Below are 26927 nucleotides of genomic sequence, written 5' to 3' on the forward strand. Positions count from 1 at the left end.
GTTAGCCAATCAGGAACAAGATATGCCCAGACGCCTTTTACTGGTTCTCGCCCTGGTGGCCGCCCAGAGTCTTTGCCTGCCGGCCGCCGGCAAGGACGCGGCGGGACCGAAAGCCGGAAACTCGACGTCGGGCGCCGCCACGCCCAACACCGCCCCCCGCGGGAACGGGGAGGGCATCGACAACATCGCCCAATACAAGCATTGCATCGCCCTCGCCCGCCAAAAGCCCGAGGAAGGTTGGGAAGAGGCACTGGCCTGGGGCAGCCTGGGCGGCGGCGAACCGGCGCGACATTGTGCCGCCATCGCCCTGATCGGCCTCAGACAGTTCGAGGAAGGCGCCAGCCGCCTGGAGGATCTGGCGGCGGCCAGCCACGGTGACGCCAAACTGCGCGCCGGTATGCTGGCCCAGGCCGGGCAGGCCTGGCTGCTGGCGAAAAATCCCGAACGGGCCAATGCCGCCCAGACCGCGGCCCTGAAACTGGTCCCCGACGCGCCGGACCTGCTGGTGGACCGTTCGGAAAGCCTGGCCGCGGCGCAAAATTACAAGGATGCTTTGGCCGACCTCAACCGGGCGCTCCAGATCGCTCCCGACCGGGTCGACGCGCTGACCTTCCGCGCGACGGCCAAACGCTACGTCGACGATCGCTCCGGAGCCGAAACCGATATCGCCCGGGCCTTGAAGCTCGATCCGCTCTATCAGGACGCCTGGCTGGAAAACGGCATCCTCAAGCGCCTGGCCGGCGACGAGGGTCAGGCCCGGCAGGCCTGGCTCAAGGTCCTGGAGATCGCCCCCAATTCCCCGGCGGCCGATCTGGCGCGGCGCAACATCGAACTTCTGGACGTGAAGGATCGGTGATGCTAATGATTATCGCATGAACGTACGGATTACCCAGCAGGCGCTTCTGCGACTTCTTGGCCCGGCCTCCCTAGGAGACCGGGACAGTGTCGTTGGTGTTGCGTTTGTGGAGTCTGCCGTTCATGGGATCCCGCTTTTCTAAGCTTTTCATCACAAAGTCAGAACATTGCCCCTTCAGCCGAGAACGTCGGCTGAGGCTTTTGCGCGTCCGGCATCTGGCGCGACTTTGACGCGGCTTCTCCCCCGATCCACCCAATCCGCATTTCGAGGAGTCACGACGATGAACAAGATGCCTTTCGACAAATACCGCGCTTTCACTCCCATTTCGCTGCCCGACCGGCAATGGCCGAACCGCGCCGTCACCACTGCCCCCATCTGGTGCAGCGTCGATCTGCGCGACGGCAACCAGGCCTTGATCGAACCGATGAGCCCGGACGCCAAGCGCCGCATGTTCGAACTGCTGCTGGAGATGGGGTTCAAGGAGATCGAGGTCGGTTTCCCCGCCGCCTCGCAGACCGATTTCGATTTTCTGCGGCTGCTGATCGACGAGAAGCTGATCCCCGACGACGTCACCATCCAGGTGCTGACCCAATCGCGCGAACATCTGATCCGGCGGACCTTCGAGGCCATCAAGGGCGCCCGCAAGGCCATCGTGCATCTCTACAATTCGACGTCCGAGCTGCAACGGCGCGTGGTGTTCGGCGCCGATCGCGAGGCGGTTACCGGCATCGCCGTGACCGGCACGAAACTGATCAGGGATCTGGCCGACCAGATGACCGGCACCGAGGTCGTTTTCCAGTATTCTCCCGAAAGCTTCACCGGCACCGAGCTGGATTACGCCGTGGAAATCACCGAGGCGGTGATGGCGGCATGGGGCCCCACTCCGGAAAAGCGGATGATCGTCAATCTGCCGGCCACCGTCGAAATGGCGACGCCCAACATCTACGCCGACCAGATCGAATGGTTTTGCCGCCACATCAAGGATCGACGGAACATCATCGTCAGCATTCATCCGCATAACGATCGCGGCACCGGGGTAGCGGCGGCCGAGCTGGCCTTGATGGCCGGCGGCGAACGCATCGAGGGGACGCTGTTCGGCAATGGCGAACGCACGGGCAACGTCGATGTCGTCACCATGGCGATGAATTTGATGACCCAGGGCGTCGACCCCGAACTGCGCCTGTCCGATATCAACCGGATCATCGAAGTCTCGCAGGAATGTACGCAGATCCCGGTGCATCCCCGGCATCCCTACGCCGGCAGCCTGGTTTTCACCGCCTTTTCCGGATCCCATCAGGACGCCATCAAGAAGGGTTTGTCCGCCCTGCGCCAATCGGGCGCCAATTTCTGGGAAGTTCCTTATCTGCCGGTCGATCCCGCCGACCTGGGCCGTTCCTACGAAGCGGTGATCCGCATCAACAGCCAATCCGGCAAGGGCGGCATCGCCTATCTCCTCGAACAGGAATTCGGCCTGATCCTGCCGCGCGCCTTGCAGGTGGAATTCGCCCAGGTGGTGCAGCGCCGCGCCGACGCCAGCGGGAAAGAATTGTCCGCCGCCGAGATATGGAAACATTTCGAGGAGGAATTCCTGAAGGCCGACCATCCCGTCTCCTTGATTTCCCATAAATTCGAACATCACGGGGAAAATGAGGACGGCGTGATGACCGCCACCGTGGAGAACGGGGTCTCCCGGCACACCGTCAAGGGGCGGGGCAACGGGCCGATCGACGCCTTCATCGACGGCCTGAAGGCAATCGGGATCAAGGTCCAGCTGGTCGATTATCACGAACATGCGGTGGGTCGCGGCGCCAACGCCAAGGCCGTCGCCTATGTCGAAATCACCGGCCGGGACGGCACCTTGTCGGGGGTCGGGATGGACGAGGACATCGTCGCCGCTTCGCTGAAGGCGGTGATCTCGGCCATCAATCGCCGCGAAAGGCGATGATCGGATCGCGGTGCCGGGGTCACGCGGAACCGGCACCGCGATAGCTTGAGAGTCTAGATGTAGGGTGAACCTTATCTTACAACCGCAATAAAGAGTGGAACAGGTGCAAGAAACGGCCTAGGTTATTCAACGGCAACTCTATTGGAGGCATGCCCAGCCCATGGGTCGCGTCTATCTTTGCCCACCCTTTGTCCATATCGTGGCACGCCGCGACGCGACGCCCCGTCTTCCAACGACACCGTCATGCATCCCGGTGCCGTTTTCTTCCGAACCACCTCTCGTCAAGCCTCCCTTCGTGGAGGCTTTTTGTTTTTTCGTACCGTGAGGAGCTGTTCATGGCCAAGCGTCCCCGTCAAGCCGTCCAGCCGAGATCAGAAACCAACGTCCACCCTCTTTATGGCAGTGCCTCGCAAGGGAGATGGAATCCCCTTGGCGAAGAACAGCGAGATCAGAGCTATGTGAAGAAAGTCCGGCCGCAAAGCGACAACCAGCGCGCCCTGCTGGAAGCTCTGGAGGAGAAAAATCTCACCCTGGCCCTCGGCCCGGCCGGAACCGGCAAGACCTATCTGGCCATTTCGGCTGCCGTGGAGGCCCTCGAGGAAGGTCGGATCGGTCGCATCGTCCTCTCCCGTCCGGCCGTCGAAGCCGGCGAAAGCCTTGGATTTCTGCCGGGTGATCTGCAGGAGAAACTGGCGCCCTATCTGCGCCCCCTCTATGACGCGCTCTCCGATCGCCTGGGGGGCAAACGCCTGAAAGGATGCCTGGCCGACGGCTCGATCGAGATCGCCCCCGTCGCCTACATGCGCGGACGTACCCTCAACAACGCCTTCGTCGTCATCGACGAGGCGCAGAACTGCACCTACGGACAGATCAAGATGCTGCTGACGCGTCTCGGCTGGCATTCGACCATGGTCCTGACCGGCGACCCCGACCAGACGGATCTGCTGCCGGGCATGTCGGGTCTCGCCGACATCGCCCAGCGCCTCTCGGTGCTGCCCGAAGTCGCCGTGGTCACGCTGACCGACCGCGACATCGTGCGCCATCCCTTGGTCGGAGCCATGCTGACGGTCCTTTGATCGGGAGGATCAGGACCGTCAGTTAAACACCCGAGCCCGCCGGAGCGGGACGGACATGTCATATGAAGTCGTGGGGTTCGTTCGGAAACGACGCTGTTCTTTCCGAACGAACCCCACGGCCGTTCGTCACCGCCTCAGTAGCCGCATAATTTGTGCGGACCGATGTCCAAATGCAGATGGTCGCGGTGTTCGATGTTGCGGTTGGGGGTCAGCACCACGCTGAACATCGGGCAGGCCCCCTGCGCCACCTGATGGAGAAATTCGCTTTTGGCGCCATTTCCGCGCCAGTCCCGCAGGACGGAGATGACGGTTCCATCGGCCAGCTCGAAGCCGGTGATATCCAACGCCCGACCGAAGGAATGCTGGGAAAGCCGCTCGGGACGTCCACCGACCTCGCCTCGGCAATTGTAGCTGCCGGCATTCGACATCTTGCGCACCGTCTGACCAAAATTACGCTGCGCGGCCGGTTGCACCACCCGGGTTTCAAAATCCCAGATCGCCGTCGCCAGGGGACAGGCCATCATGGTCTTGCGGTTCCATTCGATGGCCGACCGGTCGACGCGCACCGCCTGTTCGATGCCGCATCCCTCGGGCGAGGTCCAATCCCGGAGACGCTCATAAAAAATATGCTTCTGGTCGAGCCCGCGCATGCAGGCGGCGGCGGAATCCATAGGCGGAGGCGAAGACGACGGACGCGGTGCCGAGGAACATGCGCCAACAGCGCAAACCCCCAGTCCGACAAGCAGAAAACGCTGGAACCAGCCCCGCAAAATGATCTCCCGAAGATGGAAACACTCCCATGGATCCGCTAAGCTCGGGCTTCGAAATATAGCCCGAAGAAGATGCCTATTGTCCAGACCGGACGCAGGGTTCCGACTTGAATACGATCCCTTGCCAGCGTAGTCTGAAAAAATTCAAATCAGCGCAGAAAACGTCGACAATATTTACAAAAATTTCCGAGATTTAAAACCAACAGCCGAAATATGATATAATCATATGAAAACAGGATTATTTCCATTGGTGGTCGATCTTGATGGAACGCTCATCAGATCGGATCTTCTTTTGGAAAGTTTTTTCTCTCTTTTGGCAAAAAGTCCTCTGCAAGCTCTTGTGGCTTTCACCCGGCTGCTTCGGGGCAAGGCCGCCTTGAAAACCTACCTTGCGGACCATGCGACGCTGGACATCGACAACATTCCCCTGGACGGCACGGTCCTCGCCTATGTCCGGGCGGAACGGGAACGGGGCCGCCCCATTTACCTGGCATCCGCCTCGGACCATCGTTATGTGGAGGCTCTCGCCCAGCGAACGGGATTGTTCGATGGCTCGTTCGGAACAACCATGGAGCGCAACCTCTCCGGCACGACCAAAGCGCAGCTTCTCTGCGATGAGTTCGGTGAAAAGGGGTTCGATTATCTGGGCAACGACCGTAAAGATCTGAATGTCTGGAAGTTTTGCCGTCAGGCGATCGTCGCGAATGCGACGGACGGCCTGCTGCGCCGCATCAGGCGGAATGGGCGGGACCCTTTGGCTCTGCCGAGGACCACCGTCTCCTTCCGCACCTATCTCTCGGCCTTTCGCGTCCACCATTGGATCAAGAACGTCCTCGTCTTCGCGCCTTTGTTGGCTGGCCACGTCATCACCGTCCAAACCCTCTCGTCGGCAGCCCTGGCCGCCATTGCCTTCAGTTTGGCCGCCTCCAGCGCCTATCTGCTGAATGACCTCCTCGACCTGCCCCATGATCGCACCCATGCCAGCAAACGGTTCCGACCGTTGGCAAGCGGTGCGATGCCGTTGATGCGAGGTGTGTCGTCGGCTGTCCTGCTGCTGATCGTCGCCGCGCTCATCGGCATTGCGCTGCCGTTCCGCTTTCTCGGCTTTCTCGCCATCTACTTCGCCGGAACCGTCGCCTATTCCGTCGGCCTGAAGCAACTCCTGCTGATCGACGTGATGACCCTGGCCGGTCTCTATACATTGCGTGTCATTGCCGGCGGCGCCGTCAGCCAGGTTCCCCTTTCCCCCTGGTTCCTGGCTTTTTCCACGTTCTTCTTTCTATGCCTGGCCTTGATCAAGAGATACATCGAGCTGATCGGCCGACTTAAGCGCCAAGCGGGAAATCCGTCCGGCCGCAGCTACACCCTCGACGACCTTCCCATCTTGTCCTCGCTGGCGGCGGCGAGTGGTTATGGCGCCGTCCTCGTTCTCGCCCTTTATTTCCACAGCCCCGAGGTTCACGCGCTTTACCATGCGCCCGAACTGCTCTGGCTGACCTGCCCCCCTCTGCTCTATTGGATCAGTCGCTTGCTGATGTTGGCCCACCGCGGCCTGCTGGACGATGACCCGGTTGTTTACACGGCCACCGACAAAATCAGTTGGGTCGTGGGTGGCGTCATCCTGGCGATCGTGTTGGTCGCGATATGAGCCCGCACGCCAAAACCGTCGCCTCCTGGGGCAACTTGAGCCACGGCGGGCATATGGTGGCGGCGCCCTCGTTCCATGATGAAATACCGATGGCGCTGAACGAGCTGATCGCGCAATGCCGATCCGTTCTCCCTTATGGATTGGGACGCAGTTACGGCGACGTCTGCCTCAATACCGGCAAGGGACTTCTCCTCACCGAGCGCCTGGACCGTTTCCTGACCTTCGATGCCACGTCGGGGATTCTTCGCGCCGAGGCGGGAGTGACCATCGGCGAGGCGCTTCGTCTCACCGTTCCGAAAGGGTGGTTCGTTCCCGTCACGCCGGGAACCAAGTTCGTCACGCTGGGCGGTGCCGTCGCCAATGACGTCCACGGAAAGAACCATCACCTCGCCGGCACTTTCGGCCGCTTCGTGCGGAAACTGGCGCTGCGGAGATCGGACGGTAGCGTCACCGAATGCGGACCGGACCGGGAGCGCGATCTGTTCCGGGCCACCATTGGCGGCCTCGGTTTGACCGGACTGATCGAATGGGTGGAAATCGATCTGCAGCCCATCGCGTCGGCGGAGATCGAAATGCAAAGCCTGCGCTTTGCCGGCGTGGAAGGCTTCTTCGAGATGTCTGCCGACAGCGTCTCCTGGCCATATGTGGTGTCCTGGATCGATTGTCTGAGCCAGGGATCGGCGCTGGGCCGCGGTATTTTCATGCGCGGACGCCATGCCGAAACCGGCGCGCTTGTCGCGGCACGCGCCAAAGGAGGGCTTGGCATCCCAGTCACCCCTCCCGTGGGATTGGTCACGCCGCTCAGCGTCCGCCTGTTCAACGAGGCCTATTACCGCAGACCCGGCGCCACCTTCACCGGCCGAACCCATTTCGATCCTTTTTTCTATCCCTTGGACCGGCTGCATCATTGGAACCGGGCATATGGTCCTCGCGGATTTTACCAATATCAAAGCGTGCTGCCGCCCGAAACCGCCCGGCGCGGGACCATCGAAATGCTGAAATGCATCGCCGCCTCGGGACAGGCCTCCTGTCTGGTCGTGCTGAAGAATTTCGGCGATGCTCCAGCGGCGGGCATGCTGTCTTTTCCCATGGCCGGCACAACTCTGGCATTGGACTTTCCCAACCGGGGCAACCGCACATTGGCGCTGTTCGCAGCCCTCGATGATATCGTCGTCCGCTGCGGCGGGCGTCTTTATGCCGCCAAGGATGCGCGCATGGTCCCGGCGATGTTCCACGGAGGCTATCCGGAACTGGACCGCTTCCGGACATTCCTCGATCCGGCGTTCGACTCCGACCTTAAGCGACGACTTTCGATTTAGATTTTCCCATCGTGTCTGAAACAACCATGCAGGCCATTGCGTCACAACACCTGCGTCGGAGCGGAGAACGAGCATGTCCCGGACGGCGATCATCATTCTCGGGGCGACATCGGCCATCGCCCAGCAATACGCCCGCCTCCAGGCGGAACGCGGCGCACGCCTGCTGCTGGTCGGACGCGACAGCGAAAGGCTGGCCGAAATCGCCGCAGATCTGACGCTGCGGGGAGCGGAAACCGTAGAGATCCCGGACATGGATCTGACGGCTCCCACGGACGGATATCAGGCCGCCTGGACGTCCCTGGCCTCCCGTCTCGGCGAAAGACTCGATATCGTTCTGCTCGCTTACGGCGCATTGGGACACCAGGATGCCGCCGAAGCCGACCCGGCTGAAACCGTCCGCCTTTTGAACGCCAATATGGTCAGCGCCTGCGCCTGGCTGACGGCGGCCGCCAACCATCTCGAACGGCAAGGCCACGGAACCATCGCCGCCATCGCCTCGGTGGCCGGCGATCGGGGGCGCCGTTCGAACTATGTCTATGGGGCGGCAAAAGGCGGACTGGCCCTTTTCATGGAGGGATTGACCCATCGGCTGGCGGGGACGCCGGTCCGCGTGCTCACGGTCAAACCAGGATTGGTGGATACCCCGATGACCGACGACATGAACAAAAATGGACCACTCTGGGCAACTCCGGCCAAGGTCGCCGCCGACATCGACAAGGCCATCGCCCGCGGCCGGACGGTTCTTTACACGCCCTGGTTCTGGCGACCCATCATGCTGGTGATCCGCTGCCTGCCGCGCGTCCTTTTCCATCGCCTGCGGCTCTGACCGACGCTTTTGCGGCGAGCTCCGTCATCCGGCAAGCAGCGCCCGCACCCGCTGTCACTCTCCCATCAGGTGAAGGACGACGTCCCGCCGATGCGCCGCCCGCCGGTGCTCGAACAGATAGATGCCCTGCCATGTTCCGAGGACGAGACGCCCGTCCAGCAGCGGAATCTGCAGATCGACATTGGTCAGCGCCGAACGGATGTGGGCCGGCATGTCGTCCGACCCCTCGTCCTGATGGCGGTAGAGGTGAGGATCTTCCGGCACCAGGCGACGGAAAAAGGCATCCAGATCGGAACGGACCGCCGGATCCGCGTTTTCCTGGATCACCAGGCTGGCCGAGGTATGGCGGACGAAAACCGTCAGCAGCCCGTCTCTCATGCCCTGAGCGACGACCCAGTCCGCGACCGGCCCGGTGATCTCCAGCAAACCGGCGCCGGAGGTACGGAAAGTCAGAGTTGTGGCCGCCTGACGCATCACGCGTAAGGGGCGGGATCGGTCAGCCCCGCTTCGGCAAATCCTTTGAGACGCAGCTTGCAGGCGTCGCAATGGCCGCAGGCCAGCCCCTCGGGCGTCGGATCGTAGCAACTGGTGGTCATGCCGTAATCGACGCCCAACTTAAGGCCGGTCTTGATGATCTCGGCCTTGGACAGCGTGATCAGCGGCGTATGGACGGTCAACCGACGACCGTCGCCCACCGCCGCCTTGGTGGCGAGGTTCGCCATCTTTTCGAAAGCGGCGATGAAATCCGGCCGACAATCGGGATAGCCGGAATAATCGACGGCATTGACCCCGATATAAATGTCCTGGGCCTGTTCCACCTCGGCCAGGGCCAGGGCGAAGGACAGGAAAATGGTGTTGCGCGCCGGCACATAGGTGATCGGAATGCCGCTGGACATCTCGCCCTCGGCGCGATCCTTCGGCACGGCGATATCGGCGGTCAGGGCCGAACCGCCGAAAGCCCGCAGATCGATGTCCGCCACCATGTGACGCTGAGCCCCCAGGGCCTTGGCGAGGCGGGCGGCGGCGGCCAGTTCATGGAGGTGGCGTTGGCCATAACGAAAGGAAATGGCCAAGGGGGCGAACCCGCGATCCCGGGCGATGGCGAGACAGGTCGCCGAATCGAGCCCTCCCGAGAGAAGAACGACGGCTTTGGGCTTCTGCGACATGATGATCTCTTTCTTCTATGCATCACGCAGTGATGCGTCCCGATAGTTTATCCGAGCTTGGCCCTTGCTGAGGTAAGAGGGGCAAAAGGCCGGACTTCATAGTCTTCTCCCTCGCCCCTCGGTGGGAGGGTTGAGGGGGAAAATCGCACGGACCCTGAGAGCTTTCCTTCCGCCTGTCGGCGGAAATGCCCCCTCATCCCAACCCGTCTCCCACGAGGGGAGAAGGGCTTTTACCCTCCCTTTTGCTCCCAAACCCTTACCGCGCCATGCGGGCGATGGTCGCCGTGGTGCTGTGCCCCTCGGCCAACGTGGCCAGCACCACCTTGCCGCCCCATCCCTGGACCAGATCGGCACCCACCACCTGATCGACCGTATAATCGGCCCCCTTCACCAGAACGTCGGGATGCAAGGCCGCGATCAGTTCGTAGGGCGTCTCCTCATCGAAGACGACCACCAGATCGACGCTGGCCAGCGAAGCCAGCACGGTGGCCCGCGAGGTTTCGGACTGCACGGGCCGGCTGTCGCCTTTCAGACGCTTGACCGACTGATCGCTGTTCAGGCCCACCACCAGGCGATCACACTGCGCCCGCGCCTGGGAAAGCAAGGACACATGCCCCGGATGCAGAAGATCGAAGCAGCCGTTGGTGAACCCCACCTTCTGCCCCTTGTGGCGCCAGCGGGCCACCTGATCGATCGCCGCCGCCAGGGCGGCCACCTTGGACTCGACGATATTGCTCTCGGCCTGATGAAGGGAGGCGGCCAGATCCGAGGCGTAAACCACCGCGGTGCCGACCTTGCCGACAACGATCCCGGCCGCCACATTGGCAAGCTTCGCCGCCTCGGCCAGCGAGGATCCGCTGGCGATGGCGGCCGCCATGGCGGCCACCACCGTGTCGCCGGCGCCCGAGACGTCGAAAACCTCACGCGCCTCGGCCGGAAGATGATGCACGTCCCCCTCGCTGGTCACCAGCGTCATGCCGTCCTGACTGCGGGTGACCAGGACGTTGGCGATGGCGCAATCGGCGATCAGCCGACGTGCCGCCGCGACGATCTCCACGTCGTCGCCCACCGGCAGCCCCGTCGCTTCGTGCAGTTCCTTGCGATTGGGGGTCACCAGCGTGGCGCCGGCATAAATCGAATAGTCGTTCCCCTTGGGATCGACCACCACGGAGCGGCCGGCCTCGCGGGCGCCGTCGATCATCTCGCGGATCACCGCCTTGCTGAGCACGCCCTTGCCGTAATCGGACAAGACGATGGCCCCGACCTTCGGCAGAAGTTTCAGCGCGCCGCTGAGCAGGGTCGCCAGGCTCTGCTCGCTCAACGCCGTCGCCGTTTCCCGGTCGGCCCGCAACAACTGCTGACTGCCGGCGGAGAACCGGGTCTTGATGGTGGTTTGCCGGCCGGATTCGACGATAAGCAGAGGGTCGACTTCGGCGTGCTGTCCGACCAGCCGGCTCACCTCCCGTCCGGCCATGTCGTCGCCCACCAGCGAGACGAAATGGGGCGACGCCCCCAGGGCCACCAGATTGCGCACCACATTGCCGGCGCCGCCCAGCATGGCGGTCTCGCGGCGCACCCTCAACACCGGTATCGGCGCCTCCGGCGAAATGCGTTCGACATCCCCATAGACGAACTGATCGAGCATCACGTCACCGATGCAAAGAATGGGGACCTGCTTCAAGGCATGTACGCGGGCGGCAAGAGCGGAAAGATCGGTCATATCGATTACGTCCCGGCAAAATGATGTGTCGGTTGGCTAACCCAAGCGGAAGCCGGTTGCAAGGGGATTGGCGCGGCAGGTGCCGACGATGATTCTCCTCTGGTTGACCCGAGTGTGCAATGCTATCTCTAGATCGGGGTTCGCCCGCATCTGGAAACGACGCGGCTGGACTTAGGGAATGGGGCGAAAGGTGACGTGATGAATATGCCGGTTCCGGGAGCGGATGGCCCCGAAATCGTCACCCAGGAAAGTCTTTTGCTGGGGGCTGCGGAGAGAATTGCCCGAATTCGCGACGGCCGGGTGGCGGTCCATCTTCACCTGTCGCGGTTGAAGCCGCAGAATCGCCAGGATGGCCAGATTCGCATCGCCTACCGCATGCTCGAACCGATGGTCAACGCCTATCGCGGACAGATATTCCTGTTGGGAACATCGGACATCGTCTTCCTGCTGAAGGATCCCAACGCCACCGATGTCGAGAACATGGTCTACAAACTCCGCGCCCTGTTCTCGAAAGATCCCCTGACCTTCCGCGACGAGGGGGACGGTCGCGACAATTTCTGTTCCTGGTACGAACTAAGCGACAGCGGCGATTACGAGGCCTTCCTGGCCGTCGCCAGAGAGGCCACGGACGAGGCCCGCAAACGCACCCGCGGAAAAGTCGCCGCCCGCCCGGAACTCCCTCCCCTCGACAGCAAAGGGCTGGACGATCTTCTTACCCGTCTGGCCAAGATGAACGTCACCGGCCTGATTCGCCGCCAGTCCTCGATGATCGTCGGCAAGGACGCGAAAGCTCTCGTCTATTTTCAAGAATTCTTCGTGGCCATGGCCGAGTTGCAAAAGGCCCTGGCGCCGAACGTCAACCTGCTGGGCAACCGCTGGCTGTTCCAGCATTTGAGCCAGACACTCGATCTCAAGGTGCTGGGCGCGCTGGGCGAGATGACATTGCGCGCGAAGCCCAAGATCTACAGCCTCAACCTCAACATCACCACCATCGGCTCGAAAGCGTTCGAAGCCTTCGAGGCGGGCATTGCCGGCCAGGCTGAAATCTCCGTCGAACTGCAGGTTCTCGACATCCTGGCCGATAGCCGCGGCTTCTTTGCCGCCCGCCAGCGTCTGCGCGACAAGGGGCATATGGTGGTGGTCGACGGCCTCAATGAGCTGACCATGCAATTCATGGATATCTCGCAATTCGACGCCGATCTTTACAAGGTGACCTGGAGCCCGGACATGATGGAGGGCGAACATGGCGCCGCCATGGCCGAAGCCATCGCCACTATCGACACCGACAAGATTCTGCTGGCCCGCTGCGATTCCGAAGCGGCCATCGGTTGGGGATTGAATCGCGGCATCGCGCGTTTCCAGGGCCGCTACGTCGATTCCATGTTATCCGCCTACACCATGCAAAGCTGCGACAAGGCGGGGGCCTGCACCCTGGCGCAATGCACCGGCCGACATGCCGTGATCTCCGGCCCGCTGCGGGACGAATGCGGCAACAACGACATGCTCGATTCCTCGCCCGTGATGATGGCGCCGCGAGCGCGCGGCCAACAGGGAGGCGCCTCGTGAGTCCCTTTTTCGAACGTCCCCTGACCGAGCGTCAAAAGGAAATCGCCCAGCGGCTGCCGGCCGGGGAAGCCCTGCTGCTCGAATACCTGCATAAATTGGAACGGCATCGCCAGGGACGACGGGCCGTCATCGCCCGGCTCTCCAATCTACAGGCGGAGAACCGGCGGGAGCATCATATCCGCATCGCCGTCAACACCTTCGAACCGCTGGTCAAGCAGTTGAAGGGACAGATCTTCGCCCTGTCCAACGCCGACCTCATTTTCGTTTTCAAGGAAGTGGCGTTGCACGAGGTGGAAAGCATCATCGTCAAGCTGCGCTTCATGTTCGGCGACGATCCGGCGCTGGCCGACGAAGCCATCGGCGGACGGGCGGCCTTTTTCGACTGGTTCCTCCTCGAACGCGACTACGACAGCCTTTTGCACATGGCCCAGCGCATGACCAGCGACGAGGAACAACGCCGCACCCAGGAAATGCCGAAAGGCCAGCCGCCCATCGGCAACCGTCGGGTGGCCAGCCGTGGCGAGGCCTTGAGCGCCCAGATGCTGGCCAAGCTGGAAGAGGCTCTGGCCAGCGCCGACCTGGCCAACATGATGCGCCGTCAGGCGGTCTGCGCCATCGTCGGCAAGACCCCGCCGCAACCCGTCTTCAACGAGCTGTTCATTTCCATCGCCGATCTGCGGGAAACATTGCTGCCCACCGTCAACCTGGCGTCCAGTCCCTGGCTGTTCCAGCAGCTCACCGAAACACTCGACCGGCGCGTCCTATCGCTGCTCAACAAGCATGACGACCGCACGGTGGCCGGCGACATCAGCATCAATCTCAACGTCCAGACGCTGCTTTCTCCGGAATTCCTCGTTTTCGACGACAATATCAAAGCCAGCATGCGCGGCACCCAGGTACTCGAATTGCAGAAGGTGGACATCTTCGCCGACCTGGGCGCATTCCTTTTCGCCAGGGATTTCGCCCATGACCGTGGCTATCGCATCTGCATCGACGGAGTGAATCTGGAGTCCCTGCCTTTCGTCGATCGCGGACGTCTGGGCATCGATCTGGTGAAGATCATCTGGGACCCGGCGATGACCCAGGGCACCCTGCCGAACGGCGCGTCGCTCGAGGATTATGTCCGCCGCTGCGGACCATCCCGTTCCATTCTCTGCCGCTGCGACGCTCAGGACGCCATCGATTTCGGCCAGTCGGTCGGCATCACCCTCTTCCAGGGACGCCACGTCGAATCGCTGTTGGCCGCCAATGCCGGTAAACGGGGCGGTTTGCGCAGACGCTAATGGTGAAAATCTGACGGATGGTGCCCCCGCCATCCGTCAGATTTTCACCACAATTCAATTAGTGGTGGTCCAACCCAGACGCTTGGTGCCCAAGCGTCTGGGTTGGACCACCAGTCGGGCGCGTCATCTGTCCAGAGAGGGGGCACGACCGCGTTCCCTGACAACTTGGTCGATTTTCTCGCGGGGCGCTTGCCGCTTCTCGTCTTTTTCATCAATCTGCCGATTATCGGATGGTCCGTCGACCTGGTGGTTTCGTCCGTGGTCCTTGCGCGTCTATTATGTGACGCGGATAAAGGGCTTGTTCCTGGGAATGGGTGAATGACCGTACAGACGTCGATGAGAGCCCCCTGCCGCAAGGGGTGCCGCTGGCCGAACCCCTTGTGCCGGAAACCCAACTGCCCATTGAAGGAAAAGGCGGAGAAACAGATGTCGGATGCCCTGCCACCGTCCTCCGCCGATCGGGAAAACGAAGCGGTGCGTCTTGGCCCGCTCGCCGCCTTCCACATGGCAATCAGTTTCCTGACCCGCCTCCCCCTCCCCAGTCCCCGCCATGTCGGCCCCGGCGCCTTGGCGAAATCCATGCACCTGTTTCCGCTGGCCGGCGTCGTGGTGGGCGCGACAGGCGCGCTGACTTACGCCCTGGCGTCGCTTCTGCTGCCGCCGCCGTTGTCGGCGCTGCTGGCGGTCGCAGCCACCGCGACCGTCACCGGGGCGATGCATGAGGACGGCCTTGCCGATATCGCCGACGGGTTCGGCGGTGGCGTCGATCGCGAACGCAAGCTCGCCATCATGAAGGACAGCCGGTTGGGCAGCTACGGCGCCGTCGCTTTGCTGCTCGGCTTGTCGCTGAAAGCCTTCGCCCTGGCCGCACTGGCCTCGCCGGGCTGGGTGGCCGGCGCCCTGATCGCGGCCCATGCCCTGGGCCGGGCGGCCATTCCGCTGACCATGCAATTACTGGCCCCCGCCCGGGAGACCGGATTGGGGGCCACGGTCGGCACGCCGTCGATCAGTACGGCGGGTATCGGAGCCACGCTGGCCCTGCTGATCGCCGCCGCCGCATTGCCGGCGGGCGCCGCTTTCGCCGCCTGCATGGCGGCCCTGGTGGCGACGCTGGGCGTCGCCTGGCTGGCCTGGCGCCAGATCGGCGGGCAGACCGGCGACGTGCTGGGAGCCACCGAGCAGGTGGCCGAGATCGCCGTCCTGCTGGCGGCGGTTGCCTTCCGATGACCGAGACGCCCTTGCCTTCCGCCTCGAACAGCCGCTGGTGGTGGTTGCGTCATGCCCCGGTGCCCGATCCGGAGGGACGCATTTCCGGACGCCTGGACCTGCCTTGCGACACGTCCGACAGCGAATGGTTCGCCATTCTCGCCAACCGTCTGCCGCGCAACGCCGTTCTCGTGGAAAGCGGCCTGATCCGCTGCGGCCAGACCATCGGCGCCCTGGAAGCCGCGGGTCTTCCCCTGCCACCCGCCCACATCGAAGCCGATCTGGCCGAACAGGACTTCGGGCGCTGGCAAGGTCGGGCCTGGAGCACCCTGGCCGCGGCCCAGGATCCGGACCTGGAGAATTTCTGGCAGAATCCCGCCAGTGCCACGCCTCCGGGCGGAGAAAGTTTTTCTTCGGTGATCGAACGGGTGCGCCCGGTGATCGAACGCCTGTCCTCCGACTGGGCCGGGCGCGACATCCTGGCCGTCGCCCACGCCGGAACCATCCGCGCCGCCCTGGCCATCGCCCTCGACATCTCGCCCGAAGCGGCGCTTTCCTTCGTTATCGAACCGCTGTCCCTGACCCGCATCGACGCGGTCGACACCGGCTGGCGGGTCGCCGGGGTGAACTGGCTTCCGGCCTGATCTTCCCGGGCGGCATTGGCTTCGGGACGCGCCGAGAACGCCAACACGGCGAGAATCACCATAAGAAGAACAACTCGCACGCGCTCACCCGCTCTCCCGGTGCGAGGAAGGCTTTCCCCAATGCGCAGCCTGTGTTAAAAGCCCCACCCATGAACTTTCTCGATTTCGAAAAACCCATCGCTGAACTTGAGGGTAAGATCGAGGAGTTGCGTCATTTAAGCGACTCCGACGAGATCAATATCGCCGAGGAGATCAATCGCCTTCAGCTGAAGGTCGACAAGCTTCTCCGTGCCACCTACAGCAAGCTCAGCCCCTGGCAGAAGTCGCAGGTGGCCCGCCACCCCGACCGGCCGCACCTGTCCGACTACATCGCCCGGCTGGTCTCGGACTTCACGCCCCTGGCCGGCGACCGCTCCTTCGCCGACGACAAGGCGATCATAGGCGGATTGGGCCGTTTCCGCGGGCAGTCGGTGATGGTCATCGGCCATGAGAAGGGCCACGACACCGAATCGAGGGTTCTCCACAATTTCGGGATGGCCAAGCCCGAGGGCTACCGCAAGGCCCGCCGTCTGATGGAAATGGCCGACCATTTCCGCATTCCGGTCCTCACGCTGGTCGATACCGCCGGAGCCTATCCCGGCGTCGACGCGGAGGCACGCGGCCAGGCCGAGGCCATTGCCCGGTCGATCGAAACCTGCCTCGATATCCGTGTCCCCCTGATCTCGGTGATTATCGGGGAAGGCGGCTCGGGCGGCGCCATCGCTCTCGCCGCCGGCAATGTCGTGCTGATGCTGGAGCATGCCATCTATTCCGTCATCAGTCCGGAAGGCTGCGCCTCGATTCTCTGGCGCAGCGGCGACGCCGCCAAGGACGCCGCCGAGGCGCTGCGCCTCACCGCGCAGGATCTCCACGCCCTTGAGGTGATCGATGAGATCGTGCCGGAACCGTTGGGCGGCGCCCATCGCAATCCGGAAGTGACCATCTCGACCCTGGGCGACCATATCGAACGCTCGTTGAAGACGCTCTGCCTGATCGAGGGGGGCGTGCTGAGGGCACGGCGGCGGGAAAAATTCCTCGCCATGGGCAAGGTCGGCCTCTCCTGATTTTCCATCGGGTTCCGTTGGCGGGATGATGGTTTGGCGTCGTGATTACACCTGGTGCGGTCACGACGCCCGAAAGCCATTCCATCCGGATGCGGCAATCGCCATATGACGGTGATTGTCGATGCAATCCGGAAAGGACTTTTTCATGTCTTCTGTGACGCGACGCCATTTCATCACGATGGCCGCGGCCGGCTGCGTTGCCGCCGGCGGCATCACCACGCCGCATGCGGGATTCGCGGCAGCGGCCCCGTTCGTCCAACCGCCCCTGCCCTTCTCCGACACGGCGCTCGCCCCCGTCATTTCCGCGCAAACTGTTCAATTCCATTACGGAAAGCACCATGCCGGCTATTTCGCCCAGCTCAATCAACTGACCGCCAATACGCCCTTCGCCGAAATGACCCTGGAGCAGGTGGTGATCAAATCCGCCAGCGGCCCGGATCCCCGCATTTTCAACAACGCCGCCCAGGCCGCCAACCATAACTTCTACTGGGAGGGCCTGAAGCCGGGCGGCTCGGCTCCCGGCGGTGCGCTCGCCCAGGCGATCGAGCGGGACTTCGGCGATCTGAAATCCTTCAAGGACGCCTTCGTCACCCATGCCGTGGGATTATTCGGCAGCGGCTGGGCATGGCTGGTCGAAGACGGCGGCAAACTCGCCCTCTTTGACGGCGGCAACGCCGATACGCCGCTTGCCCATGGCAAACGCCCCCTGGCCGTGGTCGACGTCTGGGAGCACGCCTACTATCTGGACTATCAGAACCGCCGGGCCGACCATGTCCGGGCGGTGGTCGACACCCTGATCAACTGGGATGTGGTGCGCGATCGCCTGAGCGCATGAAACGCCGGATAGACCGCACCAACGCGGGCACCCTGGCGGGGTGACCAGGGTAATCGGGTGAACGCGCGCGAGTTGTTCTTCCGAAAATGATTCTCGCCGCGTTGGCACGTTGAGCGCTCCGAAGCTTTAGCGGAGGCAGCCCGAGGCGGACGGATGTCCGCCGCCCGGCGCCTGAGGGACCAAGAATTTAAACCAGGGTAATCGGGTGAACCCGATTACCCTGGCGGGGTGACGTTCTCGGCTGGCCAGAAACATAAATATCTAATATATTAGTACACATCAACCTTCGGTCGCCGCCGGCCGGCGAAACGGCGGCACTTTGTGCTTTTTCATACGGAAATAAATCGACCATCGATCGATACAAGGGAGACTTCAGGAAATGGCCAACATCCAATTCAATCCTTCCCGGCGAACCATGATCGCGGCACTCGGAGCCGCTTTCGTCGTGCCCGCCATGGGAGGAGCGGCCCAAGCCGCCGAGACATCCGCCGACACGGCGGCGGTCGCCAAGATCGTCGAGGTGCTGCGCGCGGCGATGGTCGCCGGCGACGGCAAGGTCTTGAAAGCCGTTCTGCATGATCGGCTGACCTATTCGCACTCGGACGGTCACCTCCAGACCAAGGCGATGGTGCTCGACGAACTCGCCGGGAAGAACTCCTTCGCCTCGCTGGCCCTTTCCGACCAGACGATCGACGTTGTCGGCAACGTCGCCGTCGTCCGTCACATTTTCGATTCGGTCAACAATCTGCCGGAAGGCAAGACCAGTTCGGCGCATATCAAAGTGCTGCAGGTCTGGGTCAAAGCCGGAAAGGGATGGAAGCTTTTGGCGCGCGCCAGCACGCCGATCAAGGCCTGATCCGTTAACAACGGCGCGGACATCAGAGGTCGGCGCCGCCGTCTTTCATCGGGGAAACTTCAAAGCCGCAGACAAGGCACAGTCCTTGGAGCGGCTTTTTTTTCGCCCAAAGATCATCAAAACTCCGCCCTATTCTCGCCACACTCGACCTCTAATTTTTGTCCTCAGAGCGGAACTGGTGGTGACAACGTCCTCCCGAACCCCCCCTTTCGGTAGCGGCAAATCAAAGTCCCATCAGGTTCGCGACCCTGTACCGGACGCTCTCGTGCGAAATCGCCTGGTACAGTGTCAACTTCGCGGAAGGTCCTTGCGCTCCCCCCAAGCCCTGGTCCACGCGGAGAGGACGAACGGGAAAATGGCCGGCGGACGAGTTTGCCCCACACGCTCTCCGCCGGTTTCCCGAAAAGTTGGCCGCTTGTCGCCGCGGTCGAGAAAGCCGGGCCGCCCCCATCGGCCCGGCTTTTTCTTTGTCCGCGAGGCTGGCGGAATCACGGATCCTTAAGCAACCCGCGATGAGACGACGGGACCCTACCGCGCCCGGCGGCGTGACAGCGGCGTTTCCTCTTCGAACAGATTGGCCAGTTGCTGAAGCATGGTACCGCCCAATTCCTCGGCATCCATGATGGTCACCGCGCGCCGATAGTAGCGGGTAACGTCATGGCCGATACCGATCGCCGCCAGTTCCACCGGCGTCGAGGTCTCGATCCAGCCGATCACTTCGCGCAGGTGGCGCTCCAGATAGCTGCCCGTATTGACCGAAAGGGTCGAATCGTCGACGGGCGCCCCATCGGAGATGACCATCAGGATGCGGCGCTGCTCGGGCCGGCAGATCAGCCGGTTATAGGCCCAAAGCAGAGCCTCGCCGTCGATGTTTTCCTTGAGGATGCCTTCCCGCAACATCAGGCCGAGATTCTTGCGGGCACGACGCCAGGGCAGGTCGGCCGCCTTATAGATGATATGGCGCAAATCGTTGAGACGCCCCGGATTGGCGGGCTTGCCGTCGGCCACCCATTTCTCCCGCGCCTGGCCGCCCTTCCATGCCCGCGTGGTGAAGCCCAGAAGCTCCACCTTGACGCCACAACGCTCCAGCGTCCGCGCCAGAATGTCGGCGCTCATGGCGGCGACGGTAATCGGACGGCCCCGCATCGAGCCGGAATTATCAATCAGCAGGCTGACCACCGTATCGCGGAAATCGGTGTCTTTTTCCTGTTTGAAGGACAGGCTTTGAGTGGGATTGGTGACCACCCGGGCCAAACGCCCGGCATCGAGCAACCCCTCCTCCAGATCGAAATCCCAGGCCCGCGTCTGCTTGGCCATCAGGCGCCGCTGAAGGCGGTTGGCCAAACGGCTGACCACCCCATGCAGATGCAAAAGCTGCTGGTCGAGTTGGTGGCGCAGTCGCTGCAACTCGTCGGGATCGCATAATTCGGCGGCGTCGACGGTCTGGTCGAAAGCGGTGGCGTAAGCCACGTAAGGCCGTTCCAGGGGATCGTTGCGCAAGGATTCGCCGGGCCGGTGGCGGGCCGGGCCGCCCGCTTCCTCGCTGCCGTGACCGGGAACCAGCGTCGGGTCTCCATCGCCCGCCTCGCCCTCCTGGGCGCTCATGCTCTCGGCCTCGCCGGTGGCCGTATCGCCCGATCCCTCGGAGGAACTCGCGCCGCCCTCGCTGCCGTCCTTCTTCTCCTGCGGGCCGGAATTGGCGCCCTCGGCATCCTGCTGCTCGTCCGCCTCGCCCTCGTCTGGAGGTTCGTCCTCGAAATGCTCGATATCCAGGGCGGCGATCAAATCGCGCAACGCCCGGGCGAAACGGTCCTGATCGGCCAGGGTTTCCGTCAGGTTCGAGAAGCTATGGCCGGCTTTTTCCTCGACGAAGGTTCTCCATAAATCCACCGCATGCCGGGCCGAGGGCGGCACCGGTTGCCCGGTGAAACGCTCGCGGGCGATCAGACGGACCGCCTCGGACAGCGGAACCTGTTCCTTCTGGGCGATGGAGGCGTAACCTTCGCTGCGGTAGCGGGCTTCCAGCGCGGAGGCGAGATTGATCGCCACGCCCCGCATGATGCGCGACCCCAGAGCCTCCACCCGCGCCTGGGCCACCGCGTTGTAGATGTCCTTGGCGTCCTGGCCATGCGGCATGCGCCGTCTATGCACGGCCTCGTCGTGGAAGCGCAATCGAAGCGCCACCGAATCGGCGGCGCCGCGCAGCCGCGCAATATCCTCGGCCAGGATCTTGCGCGGCGGCGACGGCAGGCGCACCTGGTTGTCGCGAAGCGCCGGGGCCCCGACGGCGTAATTGACGATCACATCGTCACGCCCCGCGATGGCCCGCACAACGGCCGAGGTCGTCCGCTTGACCAGTTCGGCCGGCGCCTCGTCGTGATTGCCGAACAGACGCTTATCGCCGCCCTTTTCCATGATGTTGCGCGCCCGTCAGCCCAAAACCACGCGGGCCATGGTCTCCGGCAGCTCGACACCGAAACAGCGCTGGTAATACTCCGCCACGATCGATTGCTCGGTCTCGTCGCACTTGTTGAGGAAGGTAAGACGGAAGGCGAAGCCGACATCGTTGAAGATCTGGGTGTTTTCCGCCCAGGTCAGCACGGTGCGGGGACTCATCACCGTCGAGATATCGCCGTTGATGAAGCCCTGGCGGGTCAGATCGGCCACCCGGACCATATTGTTGATGGTATCCCGGCCCTCGCCATTGTCGAAGGCGGCAATCTTGGCCAGCACGATGGCCACTTCGGCGTCATGTTCCAGATAGTTCAGCGTCGCCACGATATTCCAGCGGTCCATCTGGCCCTGATTGATCTGCTGGGTGCCGTGATAAAGGCCGGTGGTGTCGCCCAGGCCGACCGTATTGGCGGTGGCGAACAGCCGGAAGGCGGGGTGGGGACGGATGACCCGGCTTTGATCGAGCAGCGTCAACTTGCCTTCGACCTCCAGCACCCGCTGGATGACGAACATCACGTCGGGCCGGCCGGCATCGTATTCATCGAACACCAAAGCGGTCGCGTGCTGCAACGCCCACGGCAGGATGCCCTCGCGGAACTCGGTGATCTGCTGTCCATCCTTCAGCACGATGGCGTCCTTGCCGATCAGATCGATGCGGCTGACGTGGCTGTCGAGGTTGACGCGGATGCAGGGCCAGTTGAGGCGGGACGCCACCTGTTCGATGTGTGTCGATTTCCCGGTGCCGTGATAGCCCTGCACCATGACGCGCCGGTTGAAGGCGAAACCGGCGAGGATGGCCAGGGTGGTGTCGTGATCGAAACGGTAGCTGTCGTCCCGGTCCGGAACATATTCCGTGGTGCTGGAAAAAGCCGGCACCATCAGGTCGGTGTCGAGCCCGAAGGTCTGGCGCACCGAGATCTGGATGTCGGGCGTGCCCAAGGGGTTGTCCGAGGCCAGAGTGGTGAAGTCATTCATGGAAGTACTGCTTTCGACTGAACTGAAAAAGGGCGGCAAGCCCGAGCGATTATGACAAATTTAGGCTCTCTCGGAGGGTTTTGTAAGCCTGACCGATTCGTTTGAATCGCTCTTCGGCTTCTTTATCCCCTCCATTGGCGTCCGGATGGTGCAATTTGCACAGTTCCTTGTAGCGGGCCTTGAGAATATCCGGAGTAAGCGGCCCGCTCAAATCCATCACCCGCATCGCCTGCTCTTCCGCCGTCGAAGCCTGGCTTCTCTCCGGCGGACCTTGCCAGAAATCCTCGCTGAACACATGGAAGGGATCCTTGATGTGCTCGGGATTGATGTGATGATTGGCGCCCATGCGTCCGAGCGGCCAGGTCGGCCGCTGCCAGGTCGTATCGAGCCGGACCATCCGCTCGATCTCCTCGGGCCGCATGCCGGCGTAGTAGTCCCAGGCGGCATTGTAGGCCCGGACGTGATCGAGGCAGAAATAGTAATAATCGGTCAAGGTTTCACGTGATTTGGGCGCACGGAATTCCCCCTCCCCCCGGCAACCCGGATGGTCGCAGGCCCGCTGATTGGCATTGGCCTCCGGTTTGCCGCGCGGAGGCCAGAATTTTCGTGATTGCCCGTTCATGATCACCCACTATGAGCGCAAGCCTGAAAGCTGGCAATATCCCGGCGCCCCTCGCCGCAACGAAGCCGCCGGCGGGCCGGGTGCCGTCTTCGAGGTCATTTTAGAGACAAGGAATGCCGCATGCAGGTGCGTAATCTGATCCAACAAAAGCTGACCGCCGGTCTTTCGCCCGAGCGCCTGGACATCGTCGATGAATCGCACCGCCACCAGGGGCACGCGGGAACCAGCGCGGAAGGGGAAAGCCATTTTCACATAGAGATCGTCTCGGCCGCCTTCGAAGGCAAGTCCGCCGTGGCCCGCCAGCGCCTGGTCTATGATCTGCTGGCCGACGAATTGAAAACGCGGATTCACGCGTTGTCGCTCAAGACCCGGACGCCGGCCGAAACCAAGACCCCCTGAAAAGTCCCGCCATCCCGCTCCGTCACGCGCCGATCAGGGTGAGCCCGGCATCGGCGCGAACCGGGCATCTCAACCAAAGTTTACTAATCGGCACCGGTACCGATGAGTATTTTCGTTGCATTCTTTTAAGACTAATGCATAGTTTTGACACCATCCGTTTACACAAGCATGCCGTTTGGTAAACGGATTGACATAAACTCCCGAAACGGGAGACATCCTTTGAGGGAAGAATGGAAGGTCGCGATGGTTGTGAGCTCTCTGCGCAATCGGAACGTGACCATCGGGGGCCGTCGGACGAGCATGAAGCTCGAACCGGGTATGTGGGACGCTCTCGATGAGATATGTTGCCGTGAAAGCATGGCAATTCACGATATTTGCACACGAATCGCCAAAGATCATAAGGGTTATAATCTGACGGCGGCCACGCGTGCTTTCATTCTGGCCTATTTCCGGGCCGCAGCCACCGAAGATGGTCATCTCGGGGCGGGGCACGGCCTGATCGGCGATCAGCGAGGCCGGGTCGACCGCAAGCTGGCCCCCAGGATGGCGATCGGCACCCCGGGTGGCGCCTCCCTGCCGATCAATCGGCGAATGGCCGGCGGCTGACCCCAGATCCTAAGGGCTTGTCGCGAAATAATCGCTCCAATCCCTTAGTTTCATATGACGCCTCCGCTCCAGCGGGCTCAAGCGTCGCCGAGCGGATCCGTCGCCCGGCGCGTGGAAAATTGTGGCCATTCGCGTGCCACCACCTCGCCGTCGGCGGCGAGAGCATGGCAGCTGTCGATGATGCGCGGCCGCGCCCCGTTTCCCGCCTCCGCCCCGATCAGCGGAGCCAGGGTCTGAAAGGCCGTGGTGGCCAGCGGCCCCATCAGCTCGACGAGGTGAGTGCAGCCTGCGGTTTTCCCAAACCGCTCCCGCACCGTCCGCAGAAATCCCGGACCGAGGCATACGCCCTCAAGGCTGGAAAAAGCCGGGGCCACCGCGCCGCAGATGGAAAAGGGCGCGTGAAGGGTCACCGCCTCGGCTTTCCGGATGATATAGGCGTCATCGATAGTCAGACGGACGACCATCTCATGGATCGGCTCGCCGGCGGCGATGACGCCGCCGCGATCGCGGTTGGCGAAATCGTAAGCCTTGGTGTCGATCAGATGCCCCTCGATATCCCAAAGCCCGTCGTTGCGCCGAAATCCCTGGCAGACCACCCGGCGCGTGTGAATCGGCCGGCGATCCGCCGGAGGAGAAAGGCTCATGCGCCCTGTTCCGAATCGTCGGCCTTGGGAGGAGTCAAGCGCAGCGAGGTGATCTGGTTGCGCAGCCGCCGCAGAACCTCGAAACGGAATCCGTGGAACAGGAAACTCTGTCCGACTTCCGGAATCATGCGGGATTCATGGAGAAGCAGGCCGGCGATGGTCGAAGCGTCCTCATCGGGAAGCCGCCAATCATATTCGCGATTGAGGTCGCGGATGGTGACGTCGCCATTCACGATGAAGGAACCGTCCGTCTGGGGTTTCACCCCGGCCACCAGGACGTCGTGCTCGTCGGAAATGTCGCCGACGATTTCCTCGATGATATCTTCCAGCGTCACCACCCCCAGCAGCGTGCCGTACTCGTCGACCACCAGGGCGAAATGTTCGCGCCTTTTACGAAACGCCTGCAACTGATCGAGCAGGGATGTCGAATCGGGAATAAACCAGGGGGGGGCCGCCAGACCGACGATATCGATGTCGTCGATCTCCCCCGTATTCTCCCGCACCGCCCTCAGCAGATCCTTGGAATGGATCACGCCGACAATATTATCCGGTTCACCGCGCCAAAGCGGCAGACGGGTGTAGGGCGACGCCGTCACCTGGTCGAGGATCGCCGAAACCGACATGTCGGCATTGATCGTCGCCACATTTTTGCGATGGACCATGATCTCGCCGACCTCGACATCGCCCAGGTCGAGGATCGAACGCAGCATCTTACGCTCGTGATTGACGCCGTCTTCCACCGTGTGGATATCGATGGCGCCGCGCAGTTCGGCCATGGTCGCCTCCGGCCCGATCGAGGCCCGCAAGGGAACGCCGGCCAGCCGCAGCATGGCATTGACCAGGGCCTGGACGCCGAGAATCAACGGGCCGAACAACCAGACGACGCCGCGCATCACCGGAGCCATGCCCAGCGCCAGGGCGTTGGCCTGATGGATCGCCAGGGTCTTCGGCAAAATCTCGCAGAAAATCAGCACCACGACCGTCATCGTCACGGTGCCGTAGGCGACGCCGGCGTCGCCGAACAGCCCGATGGCCACCGAGGTGGCCATCGCCGAAGCGGAAATCTGCACCAGGGTATTGCCGAGCAGGATCGACCCCAGCAACCGCTCCTTGCGATTATGCAGACGGTTGACCAGGGCCGCCCGGCTGTCGCCTTCGATTTCAAGCTGATGCATCAGGGGCCGGGAAACGACGGTAAGCGAGGTTTCGGCACAACTGAAAAAGAACAGCAGCAGCAACAGAACGACGACGAGAACGATGTCGACGATCATGACCGGGCGACTCCCGCGCGACCGATCGCCGCGTCGAGCACGTTTTTCAAAGTCGCGGCAGGAACGTCCGGGGACAGGAAGGCCTGCCCGATGCCCCGCGCCAGGACGAAGGTGACGCGGCCGTCCTTGACCTTCTTGTCCTTGCCGAAATGCGCCAACAACCGCTCGACGCTCCATTCACCGCCGGGAAGCGGCGGCAGGCAGACGGGCAGGCCGACGGTGTGAAGATGACGGACCAGGCGGTCGCGGTCGGCGGCCGGACACAACCCCATGGCCACCGACAGATCGAAGGCCAGGACCATTCCGATCGACACCGCCTCGCCATGCAGCAGCAATTCGCCGTAGCCCCCTTCGGCCTCCAGGGCATGAGCGAAGGTATGGCCGAGGTTGAGCAACGCCCGCTGGCCGGACTCGCGCTCGTCGGCGGCGACGATGCGGGCCTTGGCCCGGCAACTGGTCAACACCGCCTGACGGCCGGCCTGCGCGTCGGCGGCCACGACGGCGACGCCGCGGGTTTCCAGCCAGTCGAAAAAGGCGGGATCGTCGATCAGGCCGTATTTGACCACTTCGGCGTAACCGGCTTTCAATTCGCGCGGCGGCAAGGTGGACAGCACGTCGATGTCGGCCAGCACGGCGCGCGGCTGATAGAAGCTGCCGACCAGATTCTTGCCCTGCCGGGTATTGATCCCGGTCTTGCCGCCGACCGAGCTATCGACCTGGGACAGCAAGGTGGTGGGAATCTGCACGAAAGGCACGCCGCGCAGAAGGACCGAGGCGGCGAAGCCGGTCAGATCGCCGATGACGCCGCCGCCGAAGGCGATGATGGTGGTGCCACGCTCGCAGCGCGCCTCCAGCATCGCGTCGAGCAGGCTTTCCAGATGCGGAAAACTCTTGGTCTGCTCGCCGGCCGGCAGAACCACGCCGTGATTATCGAGCCCGGCGTCGTCCAGCGACTCCTTCAAGGCTTCGAGATGCAATCCTTCGATATTCTCGTCGGTGACGACGAACACCTTTGGCGCGGCAAGAAGGGGACGCAAAATATGTCCGGCCCGGGACAGCAGGCCCGATCCCACGTGGATGTCGTAGGAACGCTCGCCCAGGGCGACGGTAATCGCAGAGGTCATCAGCACAAGTCTC

25 protein-coding genes are annotated in these 26927 nt (G+C 62.7%); 15 read left to right on the forward strand and 10 right to left on the reverse strand.

Annotation, left to right across the window (positions count from 1 at the left end):
- Window positions 1–22: 22 nt before the first annotated feature.
- From CWS72_RS19960 to CWS72_RS19970, 3 genes are all read left to right on the forward strand, one after another.
- Window positions 23–856 carry a tetratricopeptide repeat protein gene (locus tag CWS72_RS19960; protein ID WP_101252403.1) on the forward strand — a complete coding sequence of 278 codons (834 nt, stop codon included), beginning with the start codon at window positions 23–25 and terminating at the stop codon, window positions 854–856.
- 280 nt (window positions 857–1136) lie between these two features.
- Complete coding sequence (leuA, locus tag CWS72_RS19965; protein ID WP_101252404.1) at window positions 1137–2801, forward strand: 2-isopropylmalate synthase; 1665 nt, start codon at window positions 1137–1139, stop codon at window positions 2799–2801.
- A 335-nt stretch (window positions 2802–3136) separates the two neighbouring features.
- Window positions 3137–3877: a PhoH family protein gene (locus CWS72_RS19970; protein WP_101252405.1), complete on the forward strand. Its 741-nt coding sequence runs from the start codon at window positions 3137–3139 to the stop codon at window positions 3875–3877.
- Between the two features lie 134 nt (window positions 3878–4011).
- On the opposite strand, the gene CWS72_RS19975 is transcribed toward CWS72_RS19970, so the two are convergent.
- Window positions 4012–4548 (reverse strand): extensin family protein, encoded by a 537-nt coding sequence (locus tag CWS72_RS19975; protein WP_101252406.1) that lies wholly within the window; start codon window positions 4546–4548, stop codon window positions 4012–4014.
- Window positions 4549–4873: 325 nt separating this feature from the next.
- Here CWS72_RS19975 and CWS72_RS19980 point away from each other — a divergent pair, with 325 nt between their 5' ends.
- The 3 genes from CWS72_RS19980 to CWS72_RS19990 all read left to right on the forward strand — a co-directional run bounded on the left by CWS72_RS19980 (window position 4874) and on the right by CWS72_RS19990 (window position 8440).
- Window positions 4874–6295, forward strand: coding sequence for a UbiA family prenyltransferase (locus tag CWS72_RS19980; RefSeq protein ID WP_101252407.1), 1422 nt, complete (start codon window positions 4874–4876; stop codon window positions 6293–6295).
- Window positions 6292–7614 carry an FAD-binding oxidoreductase gene (locus CWS72_RS19985; RefSeq protein ID WP_101252408.1) on the forward strand — a complete coding sequence of 441 codons (1323 nt, stop codon included), beginning with the start codon at window positions 6292–6294 and terminating at the stop codon, window positions 7612–7614. Before CWS72_RS19980 ends, CWS72_RS19985 begins: the two co-directional genes overlap by 4 nt.
- A gap of 73 nt (window positions 7615–7687) precedes the next feature.
- Window positions 7688–8440: an SDR family oxidoreductase gene (locus CWS72_RS19990; protein WP_101252409.1), complete on the forward strand. Its 753-nt coding sequence runs from the start codon at window positions 7688–7690 to the stop codon at window positions 8438–8440.
- Between the two features lie 54 nt (window positions 8441–8494).
- On the opposite strand, the gene CWS72_RS19995 is transcribed toward CWS72_RS19990, so the two are convergent.
- From CWS72_RS19995 to rfaE1, 3 genes are all read right to left on the reverse strand, one after another.
- A complete protein-coding gene (locus tag CWS72_RS19995; protein WP_199175820.1) occupies window positions 8495–8914 on the reverse strand; it encodes a secondary thiamine-phosphate synthase enzyme YjbQ in 420 nt (139 codons plus the stop codon).
- Window positions 8914–9606, reverse strand: a complete 693-nt coding sequence (gene queC / locus CWS72_RS20000) for a 7-cyano-7-deazaguanine synthase QueC (protein ID WP_101252411.1) — start codon at window positions 9604–9606, stop codon at window positions 8914–8916. The genes CWS72_RS19995 and queC overlap by 1 nt, the downstream gene beginning before the upstream one ends.
- A 256-nt stretch (window positions 9607–9862) precedes the next feature.
- The gene (rfaE1, locus tag CWS72_RS20005) at window positions 9863–11326 is read right to left on the reverse strand and encodes a D-glycero-beta-D-manno-heptose-7-phosphate kinase (RefSeq protein WP_101252412.1); all 1464 of its coding nucleotides are present in this window, start codon (window positions 11324–11326) and stop codon (window positions 9863–9865) included.
- A gap of 198 nt (window positions 11327–11524) precedes the next feature.
- On the opposite strand from rfaE1, the gene CWS72_RS20010 reads away from it, so the two are divergent.
- The 7 genes from CWS72_RS20010 to CWS72_RS20040 all read left to right on the forward strand — a co-directional run bounded on the left by CWS72_RS20010 (window position 11525) and on the right by CWS72_RS20040 (window position 18819).
- Entirely contained in the window at window positions 11525–12892 is a 1368-nt protein-coding gene (locus CWS72_RS20010; RefSeq protein ID WP_101252413.1) for a hypothetical protein, read from the forward strand.
- Window positions 12889–14175: a hypothetical protein gene (locus CWS72_RS20015; RefSeq protein ID WP_241911818.1), complete on the forward strand. Its 1287-nt coding sequence runs from the start codon at window positions 12889–12891 to the stop codon at window positions 14173–14175. The genes CWS72_RS20010 and CWS72_RS20015 overlap by 4 nt, the downstream gene beginning before the upstream one ends.
- 318 nt (window positions 14176–14493) lie before the next feature.
- On the forward strand, window positions 14494–15402 hold the full coding sequence (gene cobS, locus CWS72_RS20020; RefSeq protein WP_241911819.1) for an adenosylcobinamide-GDP ribazoletransferase: 909 nt from the start codon (window positions 14494–14496) through the stop codon (window positions 15400–15402).
- A complete protein-coding gene (locus CWS72_RS20025) occupies window positions 15399–16025 on the forward strand; it encodes a histidine phosphatase family protein (protein WP_101252415.1) in 627 nt (208 codons plus the stop codon). The genes cobS (CWS72_RS20020) and CWS72_RS20025 overlap by 4 nt, the downstream gene beginning before the upstream one ends.
- Window positions 16026–16174: 149 nt before the next feature.
- Window positions 16175–17128 carry an acetyl-CoA carboxylase carboxyltransferase subunit alpha gene (locus CWS72_RS20030; RefSeq protein WP_101252416.1) on the forward strand — a complete coding sequence of 318 codons (954 nt, stop codon included), beginning with the start codon at window positions 16175–16177 and terminating at the stop codon, window positions 17126–17128.
- 145 nt (window positions 17129–17273) lie between these two features.
- Window positions 17274–17963: a superoxide dismutase gene (locus CWS72_RS20035; protein ID WP_101252449.1), complete on the forward strand. Its 690-nt coding sequence runs from the start codon at window positions 17274–17276 to the stop codon at window positions 17961–17963.
- Window positions 17964–18342: 379 nt separating this feature from the next.
- Window positions 18343–18819 (forward strand): nuclear transport factor 2 family protein, encoded by a 477-nt coding sequence (locus CWS72_RS20040; RefSeq protein WP_241911820.1) that lies wholly within the window; start codon window positions 18343–18345, stop codon window positions 18817–18819.
- Between the two features lie 528 nt (window positions 18820–19347).
- On the opposite strand, the gene cobT is transcribed toward CWS72_RS20040, so the two are convergent.
- From cobT to CWS72_RS20055, 3 genes are read right to left on the reverse strand one after another with little or no spacing between them, the layout of a single operon-like run.
- On the reverse strand, window positions 19348–21234 hold the full coding sequence (cobT, locus tag CWS72_RS20045; protein WP_101252417.1) for a cobaltochelatase subunit CobT: 1887 nt from the start codon (window positions 21232–21234) through the stop codon (window positions 19348–19350).
- Window positions 21235–21249: 15 nt separating this feature from the next.
- Window positions 21250–22248, reverse strand: coding sequence for a cobaltochelatase subunit CobS (cobS, locus tag CWS72_RS20050; protein WP_101252418.1), 999 nt, complete (start codon window positions 22246–22248; stop codon window positions 21250–21252).
- Window positions 22249–22297: 49 nt separating this feature from the next.
- Complete coding sequence (locus tag CWS72_RS20055; RefSeq protein WP_101252419.1) at window positions 22298–22870, reverse strand: J domain-containing protein; 573 nt, start codon at window positions 22868–22870, stop codon at window positions 22298–22300.
- Between the two features lie 120 nt (window positions 22871–22990).
- Here CWS72_RS20055 and CWS72_RS20060 point away from each other — a divergent pair, with 120 nt between their 5' ends.
- Together CWS72_RS20060 and CWS72_RS20065 are read left to right on the forward strand one after the other, a co-directional pair.
- On the forward strand, window positions 22991–23269 hold the full coding sequence (locus CWS72_RS20060) for a BolA family protein (RefSeq protein ID WP_101252420.1): 279 nt from the start codon (window positions 22991–22993) through the stop codon (window positions 23267–23269).
- A gap of 243 nt (window positions 23270–23512) precedes the next feature.
- Window positions 23513–23875 carry a ribbon-helix-helix domain-containing protein gene (locus tag CWS72_RS20065; protein WP_158240738.1) on the forward strand — a complete coding sequence of 121 codons (363 nt, stop codon included), beginning with the start codon at window positions 23513–23515 and terminating at the stop codon, window positions 23873–23875.
- A gap of 77 nt (window positions 23876–23952) precedes the next feature.
- Here the strand turns inward: CWS72_RS20065 and CWS72_RS20070 are convergent, their stop codons facing one another.
- From CWS72_RS20070 to aroB, 3 genes are read right to left on the reverse strand one after another with little or no spacing between them, the layout of a single operon-like run.
- A complete protein-coding gene (locus CWS72_RS20070) occupies window positions 23953–24519 on the reverse strand; it encodes a DUF2889 domain-containing protein (protein ID WP_101252422.1) in 567 nt (188 codons plus the stop codon).
- Window positions 24516–25790, reverse strand: coding sequence for an HlyC/CorC family transporter (locus CWS72_RS20075; protein ID WP_101252423.1), 1275 nt, complete (start codon window positions 25788–25790; stop codon window positions 24516–24518). Before CWS72_RS20075 ends, CWS72_RS20070 begins: the two co-directional genes overlap by 4 nt.
- A complete protein-coding gene (aroB, locus tag CWS72_RS20080; RefSeq protein ID WP_101252424.1) occupies window positions 25787–26914 on the reverse strand; it encodes a 3-dehydroquinate synthase in 1128 nt (375 codons plus the stop codon). Before aroB ends, CWS72_RS20075 begins: the two co-directional genes overlap by 4 nt.
- Window positions 26915–26927: the final 13 nt, after the last annotated feature.

Source organism: Telmatospirillum siberiense (genome assembly GCF_002845745.1).
Classification (GTDB): Bacteria; Pseudomonadota; Alphaproteobacteria; order Rhodospirillales; family Magnetospirillaceae; genus Telmatospirillum; species Telmatospirillum siberiense.